This is a genomic window from Luteibacter aegosomaticola (genome assembly GCF_023078475.1).
Lineage (GTDB): Bacteria > Pseudomonadota > Gammaproteobacteria > Xanthomonadales > Rhodanobacteraceae > Luteibacter > Luteibacter aegosomaticola.
Window position 1 is genome coordinate 3,927,485 of the sequence record NZ_CP095741.1, and the last position, 16,868, is coordinate 3,944,352.

20 protein-coding genes are annotated in these 16,868 nt (G+C 66.1%); 5 read left to right on the plus strand and 15 right to left on the minus strand.

Annotated elements, in window-relative coordinates; genetic code table 11:
* The first annotated feature begins 7 nt into the window (after positions 1–7).
* Positions 8–772, plus strand: a complete 765-nt coding sequence (locus L2Y96_RS17520) for a class I SAM-dependent methyltransferase (RefSeq protein WP_247328744.1) — start codon at positions 8–10, stop codon at positions 770–772.
* 84 nt (positions 773–856) lie between these two features.
* Positions 857–2,140, plus strand: coding sequence for a polyhydroxyalkanoate depolymerase (locus L2Y96_RS17525; protein ID WP_247328746.1), 1,284 nt, complete (start codon positions 857–859; stop codon positions 2,138–2,140).
* Positions 2,141–2,306: 166 nt separating this feature from the next.
* Here L2Y96_RS17525 and L2Y96_RS17530 read toward each other — a convergent pair whose 3' ends face one another.
* Positions 2,307–3,443 carry an SLC13 family permease gene (locus L2Y96_RS17530; RefSeq protein ID WP_247328748.1) on the minus strand — a complete coding sequence of 379 codons (1,137 nt, stop codon included), beginning with the start codon at positions 3,441–3,443 and terminating at the stop codon, positions 2,307–2,309.
* Between the two features lie 121 nt (positions 3,444–3,564).
* Entirely contained in the window at positions 3,565–4,341 is a 777-nt protein-coding gene (locus L2Y96_RS17535; protein ID WP_247328750.1) for a DUF4097 family beta strand repeat-containing protein, read from the minus strand.
* Positions 4,342–4,511: 170 nt separating this feature from the next.
* Here L2Y96_RS17535 and L2Y96_RS17540 point away from each other — a divergent pair, with 170 nt between their 5' ends.
* Complete coding sequence (locus L2Y96_RS17540) at positions 4,512–5,042, plus strand: hypothetical protein (protein ID WP_247328752.1); 531 nt, start codon at positions 4,512–4,514, stop codon at positions 5,040–5,042.
* Between the two features lie 118 nt (positions 5,043–5,160).
* On the opposite strand, the gene mazG is transcribed toward L2Y96_RS17540, so the two are convergent.
* From mazG to gspN, 5 genes are read right to left on the minus strand one after another with little or no spacing between them, the layout of a single operon-like run.
* On the minus strand, positions 5,161–5,952 hold the full coding sequence (gene mazG / locus L2Y96_RS17545) for a nucleoside triphosphate pyrophosphohydrolase (RefSeq protein WP_247328754.1): 792 nt from the start codon (positions 5,950–5,952) through the stop codon (positions 5,161–5,163).
* Between the two features lie 3 nt (positions 5,953–5,955).
* On the minus strand, positions 5,956–6,771 hold the full coding sequence (gene cysQ, locus L2Y96_RS17550) for a 3'(2'),5'-bisphosphate nucleotidase CysQ (RefSeq protein ID WP_247328756.1): 816 nt from the start codon (positions 6,769–6,771) through the stop codon (positions 5,956–5,958).
* The gene (nudE, locus tag L2Y96_RS17555) at positions 6,768–7,325 is read right to left on the minus strand and encodes an ADP compounds hydrolase NudE (protein WP_247328758.1); all 558 of its coding nucleotides are present in this window, start codon (positions 7,323–7,325) and stop codon (positions 6,768–6,770) included. Before nudE ends, cysQ begins: the two co-directional genes overlap by 4 nt.
* Complete coding sequence (locus L2Y96_RS17560) at positions 7,322–8,110, minus strand: inositol monophosphatase family protein (RefSeq protein ID WP_247328761.1); 789 nt, start codon at positions 8,108–8,110, stop codon at positions 7,322–7,324. Before L2Y96_RS17560 ends, nudE begins: the two co-directional genes overlap by 4 nt.
* Positions 8,107–8,880 (minus strand): type II secretion system protein N, encoded by a 774-nt coding sequence (gene gspN / locus L2Y96_RS17565; protein WP_247328764.1) that lies wholly within the window; start codon positions 8,878–8,880, stop codon positions 8,107–8,109. The genes L2Y96_RS17560 and gspN overlap by 4 nt, the downstream gene beginning before the upstream one ends.
* Before the next feature lie 55 nt (positions 8,881–8,935).
* Here gspN and L2Y96_RS17570 point away from each other — a divergent pair, with 55 nt between their 5' ends.
* Positions 8,936–10,306, plus strand: a complete 1,371-nt coding sequence (locus L2Y96_RS17570; protein WP_247328766.1) for an adenosylmethionine--8-amino-7-oxononanoate transaminase — start codon at positions 8,936–8,938, stop codon at positions 10,304–10,306.
* On the opposite strand, the gene L2Y96_RS17575 is transcribed toward L2Y96_RS17570, so the two are convergent.
* On the minus strand, positions 10,303–10,929 hold the full coding sequence (locus L2Y96_RS17575) for a 2-hydroxychromene-2-carboxylate isomerase (protein ID WP_247328769.1): 627 nt from the start codon (positions 10,927–10,929) through the stop codon (positions 10,303–10,305). The genes L2Y96_RS17570 and L2Y96_RS17575 overlap by 4 nt on opposite strands.
* Before the next feature lie 81 nt (positions 10,930–11,010).
* Here L2Y96_RS17575 and L2Y96_RS17580 point away from each other — a divergent pair, with 81 nt between their 5' ends.
* Complete coding sequence (locus tag L2Y96_RS17580; protein WP_247328771.1) at positions 11,011–11,745, plus strand: 16S rRNA (uracil(1498)-N(3))-methyltransferase; 735 nt, start codon at positions 11,011–11,013, stop codon at positions 11,743–11,745.
* 109 nt (positions 11,746–11,854) lie between these two features.
* Here L2Y96_RS17580 and L2Y96_RS17585 read toward each other — a convergent pair whose 3' ends face one another.
* From L2Y96_RS17585 to ldcA, 7 genes are read right to left on the minus strand one after another with little or no spacing between them, the layout of a single operon-like run.
* Positions 11,855–12,448: a hypothetical protein gene (locus L2Y96_RS17585; protein WP_247328773.1), complete on the minus strand. Its 594-nt coding sequence runs from the start codon at positions 12,446–12,448 to the stop codon at positions 11,855–11,857.
* Positions 12,449–12,502: 54 nt separating this feature from the next.
* Positions 12,503–13,468 carry a potassium channel beta subunit family protein gene (locus tag L2Y96_RS17590; protein ID WP_247328775.1) on the minus strand — a complete coding sequence of 322 codons (966 nt, stop codon included), beginning with the start codon at positions 13,466–13,468 and terminating at the stop codon, positions 12,503–12,505.
* Between the two features lie 9 nt (positions 13,469–13,477).
* Positions 13,478–13,984 carry a phosphatidylglycerophosphatase A family protein gene (locus L2Y96_RS17595; RefSeq protein ID WP_247328777.1) on the minus strand — a complete coding sequence of 169 codons (507 nt, stop codon included), beginning with the start codon at positions 13,982–13,984 and terminating at the stop codon, positions 13,478–13,480.
* Positions 13,981–14,931 carry a thiamine-phosphate kinase gene (gene thiL / locus L2Y96_RS17600; protein ID WP_247328779.1) on the minus strand — a complete coding sequence of 317 codons (951 nt, stop codon included), beginning with the start codon at positions 14,929–14,931 and terminating at the stop codon, positions 13,981–13,983. The genes L2Y96_RS17595 and thiL overlap by 4 nt, the downstream gene beginning before the upstream one ends.
* 36 nt (positions 14,932–14,967) lie before the next feature.
* Positions 14,968–15,417, minus strand: a complete 450-nt coding sequence (nusB, locus tag L2Y96_RS17605) for a transcription antitermination factor NusB (RefSeq protein WP_247328781.1) — start codon at positions 15,415–15,417, stop codon at positions 14,968–14,970.
* On the minus strand, positions 15,414–15,881 hold the full coding sequence (gene ribH, locus L2Y96_RS17610; RefSeq protein WP_247328783.1) for a 6,7-dimethyl-8-ribityllumazine synthase: 468 nt from the start codon (positions 15,879–15,881) through the stop codon (positions 15,414–15,416). Before ribH ends, nusB begins: the two co-directional genes overlap by 4 nt.
* 47 nt (positions 15,882–15,928) lie before the next feature.
* On the minus strand, positions 15,929–16,864 hold the full coding sequence (gene ldcA / locus L2Y96_RS17615) for a muramoyltetrapeptide carboxypeptidase (RefSeq protein ID WP_247328785.1): 936 nt from the start codon (positions 16,862–16,864) through the stop codon (positions 15,929–15,931).
* Positions 16,865–16,868: the final 4 nt, after the last annotated feature.

Below are 16,868 nucleotides of genomic sequence, written 5' to 3' on the forward strand. Positions count from 1 at the left end.
GTCCCGTATGTCCACTGCATCATTCACCTCGGAAGGCGCGGCGCCGCGCACCGACGCCGACCTCATCGCTGGCAACAAGCGGTTCTATGACGCGCTTTGGGCCGAAGCCCAGCTCTGCTCGCCGGACCGCTTCAATACGTGGCCGCTGGTGTCGGAGCTGGCCGCCCGTGCCACCCGCCGGCTCGAGGTGGCCCCCGGCCTGCGCCCGCGCCTGCCGCTGGCCGATACGCAGTTCGTGGATCTCTCCCGCCCGGCCCTGTCCCAGCTGCGTCGCGCTGGCGCGAAGGTGGCTAACGCCATGATCGGCGCCCTTCCGTTCAAGGACGCCAGCTTCGATTTCGTGTGCGCCTTCGACATTCTGGAACACGTGGTGGACGACGATGGCGCCCTGGGTGAACTCGCCCGCGTGGCCGCGCCGGGCGCCAGCCTTCTGATTTCCACGCCGTTGCACCCCGAAGCCTGGACCCCGTTCGATGATTTCGTGGGGCATTACCGCCGTTACGAGCCCGAGGCCATCCGCGCCCTGCTCGCCCGCCACGGCTTCACCATCGAGCGCAGCGCGGTCTACGGCATGCAGCCGAAATCCTCGAAGCTGCTTGACCTCGGCCAGTACTTCCTCACCCACCATCGGGCCCGCGCCATGTGGTGGTACAACCGGGTGTTCATGCCGCTGGGCCTGCGCTTCCAGAAGCCGCTGGACTTCAAGCCAGGCTTCGATCCGGCACCCGGCGTGGACGAGGTCCTGCTGGTCTGCCGCAAGGCCGACGTTTAAATCGAGCAAAAACAGGGGCTTTACACATGGCGCGGCGCAACTGGTTATGATGCGCCACCCTCCCCGTCCCCGGATTGAAGCGGCATGCTCTATTTGATGCACGAATGGCAGCGCTCGATGCTCAGCCCGTTGTCGTACTGGGCTGAAGCAGGCGCCAAGATGTTTGGCGACCTGGCCAGCCCATTTGCCCGCATGCCGGGCGCCGACCGCGCCGCGGCGGGGTACGAGCTCATGTACCGCCTGGGCAAGGCGTACGAGAAGCCCGAATTCGATATCCACAGCGTGCACGCCCACGGGCACGACGTGGCCATCGTCGAACAGGTGGCCATGAGCAAGCCGTTCTGCACGCTCAAGCGCTTCAAGCGCTTCAGCGATGACCAGGCCACGGTCGACAAGATGAAGCACGACCCGGCGGTGCTCATCGTCGCGCCGCTCTCCGGCCACCACAGCACGCTGCTGCGCGATACCGTGCGCACGCTGCTGCGCGACCACAAGGTGTACATCACCGACTGGGTCGATGCGCGCATGGTGCCGACCGAGGAAGGCTCGTTCTCGCTCGCCGATTACGTGTCGTATATCGAAGACTTCATCCGCCACGTGGGCGTGCATCGCGCGCACGTGGTTTCAGTGTGCCAGCCGACCGTACCGGTGCTTGCCGCCGTCTCGCTCATGGCAGCGCGCGGCGAAGACACACCGGCCTCGCTGACCCTCATGGGTGGCCCGATCGATACCCGCAAGAGCCCCACCAGCGTCGATAACCTGGCTACCACGCGGCCGCTTTCGTGGTTCCGCAACCAGCTCATCCACAAGGTGCCGTACCAGTATCCGGGCGCGGGGCGCGAGGTGTATCCGGGCTTCCTGCAGCATGCAGGCTTCCTCGCCATGAACCCCAGCCGCCACGTCATGTCGCACTGGGATTTCTACGAGAACCTGCGCAAGGGCGATCTCGACGACGCCGAAGCCCACCGCAAGTTCTACGACGAATACAACGCCGTGCTCGACATGCCGGCCGAGTATTACCTCGATACCATCGAAACCGTGTTCCAGGAACACCGCCTGCCGAAGGGCACGTGGGAAGTCCACGGCGAGCTGGTGCAGCCGGCGAAGATCAAGAACACCGCCCTGCTCACCATCGAAGGCGAGCTCGACGATATTTCCGGCCTTGGCCAGACCGAAGCCGCACACGGGCTGTGCAAGGGCATCGCCAAGAAGCAGAAGAAGCACATCACCGTCGAAGGCGCCGGCCATTACGGCATCTTTAGCGGCCGCCGCTGGCGCGATGTGGTCTACCCGGATGTCCGCGACTTCATCAAGAAGTACGACAAGGGCAACAGCAACACCGGCGCCAAGGGCACGCGCAAAGCCTGAGCCCCGGCCGTAGGAGCCCACCCTGTGGGCGACATCTTTCGCAGAAGAGCTACAGGTCCTGTGGCTGCTGTACGAAAGGCGTCGCCCACAGGGTGGGCTCCTACACGAGATGCGTCGCCCACAGGGTGGGCTCCTACGCGAGAGGCGTCGCCCACAGGGTGGGCTCCTACAGGAGTAGCGCGCTTATCGTGGCCATCACGAGGAAGAAGGGCACCGACCAGAGATGGAAGGTGGCCCACGCCTTTTTTTCGCCCAGCAGGCGCAGGGCGATCAGGTTGGCCAGCGAACCCAGGATGAAACCGAAGCCGCCGACGTTCACGGCCCACGCCAGCGTGCGCCAGTCGTGCGAATACTCGGCCAGCAGGATCGCCGCCGGGACATTGCTCACCACCTGCGAGGCCACGGCCCCTGCGCCGAACAGGTGCAGGGGCTGCTGAAGATCCAGCGCACCCAGCGCGCTCTTCACGACATCCAGCCCCGCGAGCATGCGCAGGTCGATGAACATCAGGACGAACGTGAGCAGCAGGCCCCAGTCGATGGCCGCGAGGATGCGCGGACGGAACACGGCGAAAACAACGAACACGCCAACCAGACCCCACGCGACGTAGTGCAGGTCCGCCAGCACCAGGAACGGTAGGTAGAGCACGGCTGCGACCACGAGCATCGTGCGGTCCAGGCCGTTTTTTACGTGTTCGTGCACTTCCAGGCGCGTCGCCGGGAACGCCACCGCCGTGAGCGCCAGCAGCAACACTAACGCGATCGCCACCACCGGCAGCATCGCCCAGACAAAGCCACCAAAGCCGATGCCCCACTGCTGCCACAGGAACAGGTTCTGCGGGTTGCCGATTGGCGTGAGCATCGAGCCGGCATTCACCGCCAGCGCCTCGAAGATCACCAGGCGCATGGCCGGCATGCGGGCGATACGGCACATGCTGAGAGTGAGCGGCACCATCACGAACAGCGAGACGTCGTTGGTGAGCAGCATCGACAGCAGCGCGGTCGCCGCCACCAAGCCGAGCGCGGCAAGGCGGCGGGTCGAGGTGCGATCGATAAGCCAGCGCCCGGCATGGGCGAGCGCGCCGCTTTCCTCGACCGCCTTGGTGAGGATCAGCAGGCCGGTGAGTGCCGCGATGGTCGGCCAATCCACGAGCGCGGGCCACGAGGACACGCGCGAAGGCATGGCCACCGCGAACAGGATGGCCACGCCGAGTAACACGAGGAAAAAGACATCGCGGCGGAGGTTCCGCAGCGATTCGGGCAGCCAGGTCATCCAGGAGATCCGCTCAGGGTACGAGCGGATCATATCGGGTTCGAATGTGCTGAAACTGTAGGAGCGCGCTTGCGCGCGATGGGGCTTGCCGCTAGCACCTATCGCGCGTTTATCCCCTCTTCGGGGGCAAGCGCGCTCCTACAAGAGCGGGCTTTTAGTCGCGCTTGTGGGGGATGTCGACCTTGCCGGTGACGCCAGTCTGGTCGACGTCGCCGCTACCCTTGGTGCGCACCGTGAGGTTGCCCTTCACGCCGTTCACGTCCAGGTCGCCCGAGCCGATCGTGCCAACGTCAACGTCACCCGTGATGTCGGTGAGTTTCGCGTCGCCCGAACCGACCGTGGCAATGCGAACGCCGCCTGTGACGTTGCGTGCCGTGAGGTCGCCGGAACCGACACTGCCTACTTCCACTGCGCCGGTGTTGGAGAGCTTCACATCGCCCGAGCCGACGTTGGCCTTGACGGTGCCGCGTACGCTATCCACCTCGAGATCACCCGAGCCTGCGGTGCTTTCCAGCGAGGCCACGTTGCGCACCTTCGCATCGCCCGAGCCCACATTCACCTCGATCGGCAGGTTACCCGGAACGCTTGCCTGCACCTTGAGGTAGGCGTAGTTGCTGCCCCAGCCCATATGCCAGCCACCATCGCGCTTGTCCTTCAGTTCGACGACCAGGGTGCTGCCTTCCTTCGATTGCACGACGACGAGGTTGTCCGCTGCCTCCTGAGTGGACGCGCAAGCACGTCCCTGCACGGACGGCTTGCCACCGGCAGCACCGTCGACCTTGAGGTCGTGGGAATTCACGACAAAGCGGATCTGGCGGACGCCAGCGAGATCGAGATCGAGGTTGCGATCGGCGTGGAACTTACACTGCGGTTCGTCGGCCATGGCGGCCGCCGGCGCGAGCAAGAGCGCGGCAAGGATGAGATGACGCATGGATGGTGCCCTCCGTTGATAGTGCGGTACCCGGCTACAGATGCAGCCCGGGCGCAGAAGGTTGCATCCCGCGTTTTCACACGAAACTGACCGGACGGCAACGGGGGCGTCAACCGGGAGCGGCGAGCCACGTTTTTCCCCCTGCAAGTCCAAACCCGGAGAGACATCCTATGCAACGCAAGACCCTGCTCGTTAGCGCCGCTTCCCTCTTCCTTGCCGGTTCGGCCGCCCTTGCGATCGCGCAGGATGCCGCCCCCAAGGCTGCCGCCACCCCGGCTGCCAAGACCGCCCAGCAGGGCCCGCAGCGTGATGGCGGCCCGAAGTGGGGCCACGGCGGCCCGCGCGGTGGTGACCACGGCCACGGCGGCTGGGGCCACGGCCGCGGCCACGAAATGAACCCGGTCATCGGTGACCTGCGCAGCCTTGAGCGCCTGTACGTGATGACCGGCCGCCAGAAGGAACTGCCGGCGCTCTACAACGACGTGCTCGCGAAGTCGCAGAACCCGATGGTGCGTGATTACGCCTACCGTCACCTGGCCCGCGCGCAGATGGCCCCGACGAATGTCGACGCCGCCATCGCCACGATGAAGAAGAGCCTGGACGAAAACCTGGCCAACGACCAGAAGCGTCACCAGGAGATGGAACAGTTCAAGGCACGCATGCAGCAGCGCATGGAAGCCAAGAGCACCGACTCCAAGTGATGAAGTGGCGGGGCCCGTGCCCCGCCACCTCCCTGTGGGAGCGTGCTTGCACGCGATAAGCCAACGAAGCGGTGACGCCGTGCATGACGGCAACCGTGAATCGCGCGCAAGCGCGCTCCTACAGTTCGGTTTGCTTCACCCTGCGCCAGAGTGATTCCTGCTCTTCCAGGGTGTAGGAGGAAAGCGTTTTTCCTTCGCTTTCCGCGATGGCTTCCATTCCGCGGAAGCGCCGTTCGAATTTCTGGTTGGCGCCGCGCAAAGCGCGCGAGACATCCACCTTGGCATGGCGTGCGAGATTCGCCGCGACGAACAGCAGATCGCCGATCTCATCAGCCAGGCGTTCGTCATCCGCACCGGTTTCGAACTCGTGGCGCACTTCGTCGAGTTCTTCGGTCAGCTTGTCCAGTACCGGCCTATAGTCCGGCCAGTCAAAACCCGTGTTTGCCGCGCGCTTCTGCAGTTTCACTGCACGCTGCCATTCCGGCAGGCCACGCGAGATGCCGGCCAGCGCACTCGGATCATCACCACCTTTTGCCTTGCGCTCTTCCGCTTTCAAGCGATCCCAATCGCGTGAGCGTGCGCTGTCGCTTTCATGCGTGACATCGCCGAACACATGCGGGTGGCGGCGCTCCATCTTGTCGCAGATGGCAGCTACCACATCGGAGAAAGTGAACTCGCCGGCTTCCTCCGCCATGCGTGAGTGGAAGACCACTTGCAGCAAGAGGTCGCCGAGCTCATCGCGGAGATCGTGCATGTCGCGCCGGTCGATCGCATCGGCCACTTCATACGCTTCTTCGATCGTATAGGGCGCGATCGTGGCGAAGGTTTGCTTCACGTCCCAGGGGCAACCGTTATCCGGATCGCGCAGGCGCGCCATGATCGCGAGGAGGTCGTCGACGGGTCGTGCCATGCGTCAGGGTTCCGGGTCGATAAGCCGCGCGGCCCAGTCGATGCTGGTATCGCCGCAGGCGATGAATTCAGGATTGATGAGCGAATCGCGCGTGTTGTAGCGGAACGGGCGGCCGGCCAGATCGAGCACGGCGCCGCCAGCCTCTTCGAGCACGCATTGCGCAGCGGCGGTATCCCACTCGGAAGTGGCACCCAGCCGCAGATAAACATCGGCATCGCCGCGCGCGATGACACAGAATTTCAGCGACGAACCGAGCGCGAACGTCTCGTGTTCGCCGAGCCGATCCAGCAAGGTGGCGGCGCGGACACCTGCGTGCGAGCGGCTGCCGGTGACGCGAAGCAAGCCATCGGCACGACGCGTGGAGATCGTTTCCTTCGGCGCACCTACACCCTGCTGGCGCCAGGCACCCTGCCCTTGCTCGGCGGCGTACAGATCACCTGTGACAGGGGCCAGCACCACGCCGAGCACGCTGCGGTGATCCTCGATCAGCGCGATGTTCACGGTGAACTCGCCGTTGCGCTTCACGAATTCGCGCGTGCCATCGAGCGGATCGACCAGCCAGTAGCGGCGCCACGTGCGGCGCTCGGCCCAGGGTGCGGCGAGCGCTTCTTCCGAGATCACCGGGATACCCGGCGCAATCTCGGCGAGGCGATGCGCGATCACGGCCTGGGCGGCCAGGTCGGCAGTGGTCACCGGTGAGGCATCGGCCTTCTGGATGACTTCGAAATCGTGCGCGTAGATGGCGAGGATCGCGTCCGCGGCTTCGCGGGCGATCGCGCAGACTTCGTCCAGGCAAGCCTGGGGGCGCGGGCCACTCATGCTGGCTGGTAACGGCCGGCGAGATACTCGCGGGCCATGAACAGGGCGGCGATGGAACGCCCTTCGGTAACGTCATCGCGGGCGATCAGCTCGTGCAGCTTGTCCATGCGCCATGGCACGACCTCGAGCTCTTCGGGCTCATCGCCCTGCAGGCGCTCGGGGTACAGATCCTCCGCCAGCACCACGTGGGCAAGATGGGTCATGTACGACGGCGAGAGCGACAGCGTGCCGAGGATCTTCAGCTTGCGGGCGCCATAGCCGACTTCTTCCTTCAGCTCGCGGTTCGCACCCTGCTCGGTGGTCTCATCACGATCGAGGCGGCCCTTCGGCACACCCAGCTCGTAACGATCGACACCTACGCCGTACTCGCGCACCAGCAACACGGTCTCAGGGTCGCGCATGGCGACGATAAGCACCGCGCCGAAGCCGCTGCCCTTCAACCGCTCGTAGGTGCGGCGTTCGCCGTTGGAGAATTCGAGATCCACCAGCTCCGCCTTGCGGAAGGCGCTGTCGGGGGCGTCGCGGGTAGCCAGGATCGTGGGGCGCTTGTTCATCCGTCGATTGTAGCGCCGCGGAACCGTTCGAGCGCCTCGGCATGGATCGCGGGCGTGCCCGCAAGGATGCTGCGGCTCTCCAGGCCCAGCGGGCCGCCATCGAGCTGGGTGAACACGCCACCGGCTTCACGCACGATGACGGCGAGCGGGGCGATATCGAGGATGCTGACATCGGATTCGATCACCAGATCAACACCACCGCGCGCCAGCAGGTGGTAATGGCAGAAATCGCCATAGCCACGGATGCGGTTGCTGTCACGGATCATCTGGCCCAGTACGTTCCAGCGCGCGTCCCCGGTGAGGGTCTTCACGTTGCCCGTGGAAATCACCGCCTGCGAGAACGCCGCCGTGTCAGCCACCTGCACGCGCTCGCCATCGAGGTACGCGCCGCGGCCCTTCACCGCCCACATCCGCTCGCCGTAGATCGGTGCGGAGGAGACGCCCAGGACCAGTTCACCCCGGTGCATCAGGGCGATCTGGGTGGAGAAGAACGGCGTGCGGCGCACGAAGCTCTTGGTGCCATCGAGCGGGTCCACCAGCCACAGCCATTCGCGGGAGAGATCGTCGGCACCGTATTCCTCGCCGTAGATACCGGCTTCGGGCATGGCGCGGGCCAGGATCTCGCGGATGGCCATTTCGCTTTCGCGGTCAGCCACGGTCACCGGCGTGTCGTCACCCTTGGTGATCACGTCGACGCCGGCGCGCCAGTAGTGCTGGATGATCTCCGCGGCGGCACCTGCGGCGTCACGGGCGGCGGCGAGGGCTTTGTCGAGCGTATCGGTCATGGTGAAACGGCCGGTGCGAGGCCCGCCTTGCGGGCCAGGGAAACGGAGCCGTCCGGCCGCACGGGGCCGAAACGGGCGATCAGGTGGGTGAGCGCGGTATCGCGCAGGCGCGGCACCAGGGCGCCATCGAGGCGCCAACCCAGGGGCGAGGCGGCCAGGCGGGCATCGACCGCCAGCGAGCCATCGCCGTTGTCGGCCAGCGTGGCGTGCAGCACGCCCGCCGCCGAATGCGCTTTGAACACGATGCCGCCTAGCGGGACGTGGCCTTCCGGGGTTTTGACCGCCGCCGCCCGCCAGTTCACGTCGGCGTCCAGCAGCAAGGGCCAGTTCCCCTGTAGCTCGGCCTGGGGGATCTTGCCTTCGACGACGCCCACGGGGATCAGCTCGCGCGGAAGGCCGGGACCGGAGAGCGCGGCGGCATCCAGGCGGAAGTCGACCCCCGACCACTGGACGATATCGGACTGGGTCTGCTCCATGTGGCCATCGAACCGGCCCGAACGGCCATCGAGGTGGATATCGAGGTGGGTACGGCCAAGGATCACATCGCGGCCAAGGGTCCAGGTGACCGTGCCGAGATCGAGGCCTTCGCGCGTGGCGACGCGGCCTGCGCGCCCCTGCCACAGCGTACCGGAGAGGTCATCCAGCACCAGCCCGCGGGCTCGCCTGGCCACGAACGGCACCGCCACGCTGGCGGGGAGGAACCAGTAGAAAGCGCTGGCTGCAAGCGCCAGCACGAGGACGACCAGGCCGATCCGGCGTAACCACTTCAATCATCACCTCATGGCAAAGCTTGAGGACACGGGGCGCCGGGGCGATCATGGGCGGATGACTGATGCCCTTTTCGCCGCCCAGGCGGCCGATGCGCTGGTACAGCGCGATCTTTCCGTCCTCTGGCACCCGTGCACCCAGATGCACGATCACGAAACCCTGCCCATGGTACCCGTCGCGCGCGGCGAAGGGGCGTGGCTGGTTGGCACGGATGGACGCCGCTACCTCGATGCGGTGAGTTCCTGGTGGACCAACCTGTTCGGGCATGCGGAGCCACGCATCGGCGCGGCCCTGAAGGACCAGCTCGACCGGCTGGAGCACGTGATCTTCGCCGGCTTCACCCACCAGCCCGCCCTGGAACTGGCCGAGGAACTGGTCCGGATCACCCCGCCCGGCCTCGAGCGCGTGTTCCTGGCCGACAACGGCTCGGCCGCGATCGAAGTCGCGCTGAAGATGAGCTTCCACTACTGGCTCAACCGCGGCCACGGCGAGAAAACCCGCTTCATCGCACTCACCGGCAGTTACCACGGCGAGACGCTGGGCGCGTTGTCGGTGAGCGACGTCGCGCTGTACCGCAAGACCTACGCGCCGCTGCTACTCACGCCGGAACTCGCGCCCTCGCCCGACACTTACGAAGGGGAACCTGGCGAGACGCCCGCGGAGATCGCCGCACGCCGTCTCGGCGAGATGCGCACGATCCTCGAACGCCACGCGCACGAGACCTGCGCGGTGATCGTGGAGCCGCTCGTGCAGTGCGCCGGTGGCATGCGCATGTACGACGCCTCGTACCTGACGGGCCTGCGCGCGCTGTGCGATGAGTTCAACGTGCACTTCATCGCCGACGAGATCGCCGTGGGCTTCGGCCGCACGGGCACGCTGTTCGCCTGCGAGCAGGCGGGCATCTCCCCCGACTTCATGTGCCTTTCCAAGGGCCTCACCGGCGGCTTCCTGCCACTCTCGGCCGTGGTCACCACGCAGGATGTCTACCAGGCGTTCTACGCGGAATACGCGGCAGGCAAGGCCTTCCTGCACTCGCACAGCTACACCGGCAACCCGCTGGCCTGCCGCGCGGCCACGGCCACGCTGCAGATCTTCCGGGAGGATCCCGTGCTGGAGCGCAACCGCGTGCTGGCCGCGCACATGGCGGCGCGCATCGCGCCGCTAAACGATCACCCGAACGTGGCCCACGTACGCCAGACCGGCATGATCGCCGCGATCGAACTGGTGGCCGACAAGGCCACGCGGACGCCCTTCCCCGCCCACGAGCGGCGTGGGCTCCGCGTTTACCGGCATGGCCTGGAAAACGGTGCCCTGCTGCGTCCGCTGGGCAACATCGTGTACTTCATGCCGCCGTACGTCATCCGCGAGGACGAGATCGATTTCATGGTCGATACCGCCATCGCGGGCATCGGGAAGGCAGTCGCCTAAATCCTCGAAAGCCCGACCGGCAGTTCGCCGAGTCGGGCCATTTCGCCTTCGGCGAACAGGGCCGGGTCTTCCAGGTAGGCCATGGCGAAATCATGGGCATCGGCACCCCAAAACAGCTCGCCGCCTATGGCGAGCGTGGGTACGCCGTAGAGCCGGTCGCGCATACCCTGCTCGAAGTTGGCTTGCAGTTCGGCTTTTACTTCGGTGGCAGAGAGCGCTTCGCGCAGGTCGGTGATGCCGAACGATGCTGCCAGCGGTGCGAGCGCTTCAGGCGTATCCGCCGCCCGGCCGTGGGCCCATATCCATTCGTAGATGGCCCCGACCACTTCCACCGTATTCCCGGCAGCGACACACAGGCGCAGGGCCGGCAGCGGATTGAACGGATGGCTGGGCGGGAAGCGCATGGGCATGCCCGTCTGGCGCGCGCGCCACAGCGCGTAACGGTACGTAAACTCCCGTTTGCAGGGGATTTCCGCAGGACCCAGGTGGTTCATCTGCTTCAGCAGCGCGCCGAACAGGATAGGCCGCAGCGCCACCTCACGGGTACGCGCCAGCTCACGGATGGCTGGCCACTGCAGCCAACAGAACGGTGAGACGAAATCGAAATACCAGGCGATCGGCATGCTAAAGCTCCTTCGCGAAGGGGTGACCATAGCCTCCCGCGCAGCCCGGTACAATGGATGTTCCGTGACACAGGGCTACCCATGCGCACCATCCGAATCCACGTCGAGCAACCCCTGGCGAGCGGCCAGGAACTGGTCTTGCCCACGCAGGCGGGCGAGCACGTCGCTCGCGTGCTGCGCATGCAGGCCGGCGATCCCGTGGTGTTGTTCGCCGGCGATACCGCCGAAGAATTCGATGCGACGCTGAGCAGCGTCGGCAAGCGCGAAGTCGTCGCGCTGGTGGGTGAAAGCCGCGCTCTCACGAACGAGTCCCCGCTGTCGTTGACCCTGGCCCAGGGCGTCGCCCGCGGTGAAAAGATGGACCTGATCGTGCAGAAGGCCACGGAGCTGGGCATCACCCGGATCGTGCCGCTGATCACCGAGCGCTCTGAAGTAAAGCTGGATGCGGCCCGCGCCGAGAAACGCCTGCTGCACTGGCGCGCCGTGGCCGCCAGCGCCTGTGAGCAGTCGGGGCGCGCCGTGGTGCCGGTGATCGAACCAGCCGTGGCGCTCAACGCATGGCTGGGTTCGCTAGGCGACGGTGGCCCGATGCGCCTGGCTTTGTTGCCCGAGGGCGATAAGCGGCCGTCCGAGCTCGGCCTTACCGGCTCCGCGATCATCGCCATCGGGCCGGAGGGTGGCTTTGGCGAACGCGACCGTGCGGCGCTAGCCCATGCCTCATTCACCGGATTGAAGCTGGGCCCGCGCATCCTGCGCACCGAAACGGCCGGCCTCGCCGCTATAGCCATGCTGCAGGCCCTTTACGGCGACGTCTGACGTATCGCCGATCGCGCCGTAGGAGCCCACCCTGTGGGCGACATCTTTCGCCCCACCGCCACAGGCCCTGTGACGTGATCGCGAACGGCGTCGCCCACAGGGTGGGCTCCTACGGTTTTGTGCGGGCGTTCATCGCATCGAGGTGAGCCTGGGTCTGCGCCAGCGTGGGAATACCCATGGCTTCGCGCTGGGCTTCGGTCACAGCCGTCGGATCCGTCGGGTTGATAACCCACTTGCCCGTCGCCTTGTCGCGACTGAACTGCGTCCCGTACCACTGCGGCTTACCGCTTTTCACCAGGATCCGATCCCATGCCTGCGCCGTAAGCATGCGGGCGTCACTGTTCTTCGGGTCCAGGCGCGCTGCCGTCGTTGCCAGGGAGAAGGCCAGCTGCGTGTCTTCGACTGCTTCCCCGTGCTGGAAGATCAGCGCGGCGTTGAAGTAATCATCGGCACTGCGAACCACGCCGGCGCGCAGGAGCGCCAGTGTTTTATCGCGGCGCGCGGCATCGTGCTGGCTGACGACGGCCCAGTCGATGTTGCCGGAACCGGACGCGCGATCGGCCTGGTCTTCGGCTTCGAGTTTCGCGAGATCCGGGTTCGCCGCGGCGGCCGGCTGTGGGGCCGACGCGGCGTGAGCCAATGCGAATCCGTTGAGGGCCATGAGGCAAGCAAAAGCGAGCTGTTTCCGTTGGCGCTTGTACATGTATCCAATCCTTCGGTTGCATGGGGATGATCGCGCGCAAGCGCGCGATCGGTGTTACAGCGCCGCTGCGATCCTTGCCATCACCTCGTCGGTGAGTAGCGGGACGGCGTCGAGGGCCTTGAGGTTTTCTTCGAGCTGGTGGGGCTTGCTCGCGCCGAGGATTACCGTCGAGACGTTCGGGTTCTTCAGGCACCACGCGAGCGAAAGACGAGCGAGGGGCATGCCGAGATCATCAGCGATCGGCGCCAGCGCACGTACGGTCTTCAGCTGGGCGCCATCGTTCTCCAGCAACGCATCGCGCAGCCACGCGTAATCGGGGTGACCCAGGCGCGAGTCATCGGGGATGCCGTCGTTGTACTTGCCTGTAAGCAGACCCGACGCCAGCGGCGACCAGATCGTGGTGCCCATGCCGTAGTCGCGGTACAGCGGCGCGTATTCGCACTCGAAACGGTCGCGATGCAGCAGGTTGTACTGCGGCTGTTCCATCGACGGCGCAACGAGGTGGTTTTCGCGCGCCACGCGATGGGCTTCCGCGATCAGCTCCGCAGGCCATTCGCTGGTGCCCCAGTAGAGCACCTTGCCCTGGCGCACGAGTGTATCCATGGCCCACACGGTTTCGACCACCGGCGTATCCGGATCGGGGCGATGGCAGAAGTACAGATCGAGGTAATCGACACGCAGGCGCTCCAGCGCCTGGTGGCAGGCATCGAACACATGCTTGCGCGAGAGGCCGCGCTGGGTCGGCTTGGGATCGGTCACCGCACCGAAGTACACCTTGCTCGAGACGCAGTACGCATCGCGCGGCAGGCGCAGGTCGGCGATGACATCGCCCATCAGCCGTTCCGCATCGCCGGCGTTGTACGTCTCGGCATTATCGAAGAAGTTGATGCCGTTGTCGTAGGCCAGCGCGATGAGTTCGCGCGCGGCGGAGCGCCCGACCTGGCGGCCGAACGTCACCCACGCGCCATACGACAGCGCCGACAGCTTGAGGCCGGTGGCGCCGAGGCGACGGTATTCCATGGTGTTCTCCTAAAGAACGATGAACTGGATAAGGTGCAGGACGATGGCGGCGAAGATACCCGCGATCACGTCATCGAGCATGACACCGAGGCCGCCCTTCACGCGCCGATCGAACCAGGCGATGGGCCACGGCTTCCACACGTCGAACACGCGGAACAGGACGAAGCCCGTCACGATCCACGCCCAGCCGGGCACGATGAGCACGGGAAGCAGCGCGATCCACTGGCCGACGAATTCGTCCCAGACCAGGCTGCGGTGGTCGTCGACACCGATAAGGCGCCCGGCGACGTCACACACCCAGACACCCACGCCAAACGACACCGCGATCAACAGCAGCCAGCCCCACACGGGCAGCACGGTGTACAGCAGCAGCCACGGCACGATGGCCGCGAGCGAGCCGAATGTACCCTGCGCCTTGGGCGCGAGACCCGAGCCAAACCCGGTGGCGATCCAGCCCGCGGGCGTCGCCATCAGTCGGCGGCGATCCGCGGCATCGAGGACGTATTTGTCGCTCATGCGAAGTGATTCCAGCCAGCACGCGCCGGCGTGCGAGTGGCGCCGCTCGCGTCGATCACGCGCACCGCGCCACCTTCGACGATGCGGCCGATCCGCGTGGCGCCGCAGCCCACGCGGGCGAGATCCGCCGCCACGTCGTTGGCCTTCTCGAACGGCACGGTGAAGCAGAGTTCGTAATCGTCACCACCGGCCAGCGCGAACTCGATGGCGTCGGCGTCGTGGAAATGCGTGAGCATCGCGGAGGAAAACGGCAGCAGGGCCGGATCGATCTCCGCACCCACCTTGCTTTGCTTGCAGATATGCCCGAGATCCGCGATCAGGCCATCGGACACGTCGATGCAAGCGGTGGCGATGCCACGCAGCGCCTGCCCCGCCGCGACACGCGGCGTCGGCCGGTTAAGGCGATCGATCAAACCGGCATACGGGGCGGCATCGGCTTCGGCCAGGCAACGCAGGCCCGCCGCTGCATCGCCGAGCGTCCCGGTCACCATCACCGCATCGCCCACCCGCGCGCCGGAGCGCAGCAACGCCTGCCCCGGGGTGGTGAAGCCATGCACGGTGACGGTAACGGTCAGCGGACCGCGCGTGGTGTCCCCACCGATCAGGGCCAGCCGGAACGGCGTGGCGAGCTCGGCGAAACCACGGGCCAGGCCGTCGATGAAGGCTTCATCTGGCGAGGGCAGCGTGAGCGCCAGCAGCGCCCAGGCGGGCGTCGCGGCCATCGAAGCCAGGTCGGAGAGATTCACCGCGAGGGCTTTCCAGCCGATGTCGGCCGGAGACGTACCCACGGGGAAATGGATGCCCTCGACGAGGGTATCCACGGCAATGGCCAGTTCCCGCCCGGCGGGCACGGCGACGACGGCAGCGTCATCGCCGATGCCGGTCACCACGTCGTCACGGTGGACGTCGGTGTGCCGGCGGATGCGTTCGATCAGGTCGAATTCCATGCGTGCTCCATCAGCGCGCACGAAACGCGCGGGTGATCAGGATCGCTTCTCGGCCGTACGCCAGTGCGTCGCGAGTTTGTCGAGAACGCCGTTCACATAGCTGTGGCCATGGTCGGCGCCGAAACGCTTGGTGGCTTCCACGGCTTCGTTGATCACCACGCGGTAAGGCACATCCGGGCGGTACTTCAGCTCGTACGCACCGATGCGCAGCGCGGCACGCTCGATCGGATCGATCTGGCTCACATCGCGGTCGACGAACGGCTTGATGCCTTCATCGAGTTCCTTGATGTGCTGTTCGACGCCGCGGAGCAGGTCTTCGAAATATTCCTGGTCGGCCACCTGCATATCCTGCTCGTGGCGGAACTGCTCGATGACGTTGCCCATGCGTGCGCCGCCCACCTGCCAGGCGTAGATCGCCTGCAGGGCACGGCGCCGCGCACGCGAGCGCGCGGCCAGGTCGATACCGTGCGGAGGAGTGTTATTCATTTGCCCAGCTTCGTGTAGAGATTGACCATTTCGATCGCGACCATGGCCGCGTCGGCGCCCTTGTTGCCCGCCTTGGTACCGGCACGCTCGATGGCCTGCTCGATGCTATCGGTGGTGAGCACGCCGAACGACACCGGCACGCCCGAGGCGTACGCGGCCTGGCCGAGGCCCTTGGCGGCTTCGCCAGCGACGTAGTCGAAATGCGGGGTGGAACCGCGGATGACGGCACCGAGGCCGATCACGGCGGCATATTTGCCAGAGGCAGCGACCTTGTAGGCCGCCTGGGCGATTTCCCACGCGCCCGGCACGCGGATCAGGTCGATCGCGTCGTCCTTCACACCGTGGCGCACCAGCGCATCACGCGCGCCTTCCACCAGCGGCTCGACGACGAATGCGTTGAACCGGCCGGCGACGATGGCGAAACGGCCCTTGGGGGTGGCGAAATCGCCTTCGATGATCTTCATGGGTTGGGGTGTCCTGTGGGCGGGTGGCCGCCTGGCGGCCGGGTATTTTACGGGGTTTTGGGGCGCGGGTGGCCGCTGAAAGCGAGGGTGGCCCGGCCATCGGCCACATCGAGCCGGCCGGGCACGCCAAACGGGAGGGTGAACTTGGCCGGGCCATGGCCAAACGGCAGGCCCCGGACCAGAGGGATGCCCGCCGCGGCGCCAATCCGCTCGAAGGCCACGTCGAGGTCGTAGCCGTTGTCGTATTCCGCCACCCGGCAGCTGGTGAAATCGCCGATGACGAGAGCCTTCTGGCGTCCCAGCACACCGGCGTGCAGCAGGTGGTACAGCATGCGTTCCACCCGGAAAGGCGGCTCGGCGATGTCCTCGACGTAGAGGATGCCGCCGTCGATCTCGGGGAAATACGGCGATCCGACCAGGCCGGCTAGCATCGCGAGATTACCGCCCCAGATCGTGCCTTCCACGCTCAGATCGGACGCGGGCCTCGGGACGTCCCAGCCAGCCTGGGCCTCCTCGCTCGCCAGCGCGTGCCAGAAATGCTTCCAGGTCAGCTGATCGAGCTCAGGGGCGCCGAAGTCGGGCCCAAGCATGGGCCCGCCGAGGGTGGGCAAGCCGCTGCGCGCCAGCAAGGCGCACTGCAGGCCGGTGAAATCGCTATGGCCGACCAGGGCGACCGGCGCCCCGCCAAGGCGGGCGCGCAAGCCGTCGTAATCCAACAGGGGCAGCACGGGATGCGCACCGTAGCCGCCACGGATGGCGAGCACGATGTCAGCCAGGGGTGTCGTCGGGTCGGCAAGGGCGTTGAGGTCAGCCGCACGTTCGGCGTCGGTGCCGGCGAAGCGCAAGTCGCGCCGCTTCAGCACCTCCTTGCCATGGACCCGATGGCCCGCCAGTTCGAGGCGTTCGACCCCGAGCTTCATGGCATCGGGGTTGTGCGGGTAACCGGCGGGGGCGATCAGCTGGATATCGTAGGAGACAGGCATAGGG

Bases quoted from the DNA above. Each gene is read 5' to 3' on its own strand.
- L2Y96_RS17520 (WP_247328744.1), top strand. From the start codon at position 8: ATGTCCACTGCATCATTCACCTCGGAAGGCGCGGCGCCGCGCACCGAC.
- L2Y96_RS17525 (WP_247328746.1), top strand. From the start codon at position 857: ATGCTCTATTTGATGCACGAATGGCAGCGCTCGATGCTCAGCCCGTTG.
- L2Y96_RS17530 (WP_247328748.1), bottom strand. From the start codon at position 3,443: ATGATCCGCTCGTACCCTGAGCGGATCTCCTGGATGACCTGGCTGCCC.
- L2Y96_RS17535 (WP_247328750.1), bottom strand. From the start codon at position 4,341: ATGCGTCATCTCATCCTTGCCGCGCTCTTGCTCGCGCCGGCGGCCGCC.
- L2Y96_RS17540 (WP_247328752.1), top strand. From the start codon at position 4,512: ATGCAACGCAAGACCCTGCTCGTTAGCGCCGCTTCCCTCTTCCTTGCC.
- mazG (WP_247328754.1), bottom strand. From the start codon at position 5,952: ATGGCACGACCCGTCGACGACCTCCTCGCGATCATGGCGCGCCTGCGC.
- cysQ (WP_247328756.1), bottom strand. From the start codon at position 6,771: ATGAGTGGCCCGCGCCCCCAGGCTTGCCTGGACGAAGTCTGCGCGATC.
- nudE (WP_247328758.1), bottom strand. From the start codon at position 7,325: ATGAACAAGCGCCCCACGATCCTGGCTACCCGCGACGCCCCCGACAGC.
- L2Y96_RS17560 (WP_247328761.1), bottom strand. From the start codon at position 8,110: ATGACCGATACGCTCGACAAAGCCCTCGCCGCCGCCCGTGACGCCGCA.
- L2Y96_RS17570 (WP_247328766.1), top strand. From the start codon at position 8,936: ATGACTGATGCCCTTTTCGCCGCCCAGGCGGCCGATGCGCTGGTACAG.
- L2Y96_RS17575 (WP_247328769.1), bottom strand. From the start codon at position 10,929: ATGCCGATCGCCTGGTATTTCGATTTCGTCTCACCGTTCTGTTGGCTG.
- L2Y96_RS17580 (WP_247328771.1), top strand. From the start codon at position 11,011: ATGCGCACCATCCGAATCCACGTCGAGCAACCCCTGGCGAGCGGCCAG.
- L2Y96_RS17585 (WP_247328773.1), bottom strand. From the start codon at position 12,448: ATGTACAAGCGCCAACGGAAACAGCTCGCTTTTGCTTGCCTCATGGCC.
- L2Y96_RS17590 (WP_247328775.1), bottom strand. From the start codon at position 13,468: ATGGAATACCGTCGCCTCGGCGCCACCGGCCTCAAGCTGTCGGCGCTG.
- L2Y96_RS17595 (WP_247328777.1), bottom strand. From the start codon at position 13,984: ATGAGCGACAAATACGTCCTCGATGCCGCGGATCGCCGCCGACTGATG.
- thiL (WP_247328779.1), bottom strand. From the start codon at position 14,931: ATGGAATTCGACCTGATCGAACGCATCCGCCGGCACACCGACGTCCAC.
- nusB (WP_247328781.1), bottom strand. From the start codon at position 15,417: ATGAATAACACTCCTCCGCACGGTATCGACCTGGCCGCGCGCTCGCGT.
- ribH (WP_247328783.1), bottom strand. From the start codon at position 15,881: ATGAAGATCATCGAAGGCGATTTCGCCACCCCCAAGGGCCGTTTCGCC.
- ldcA (WP_247328785.1), bottom strand. From the start codon at position 16,864: ATGCCTGTCTCCTACGATATCCAGCTGATCGCCCCCGCCGGTTACCCG.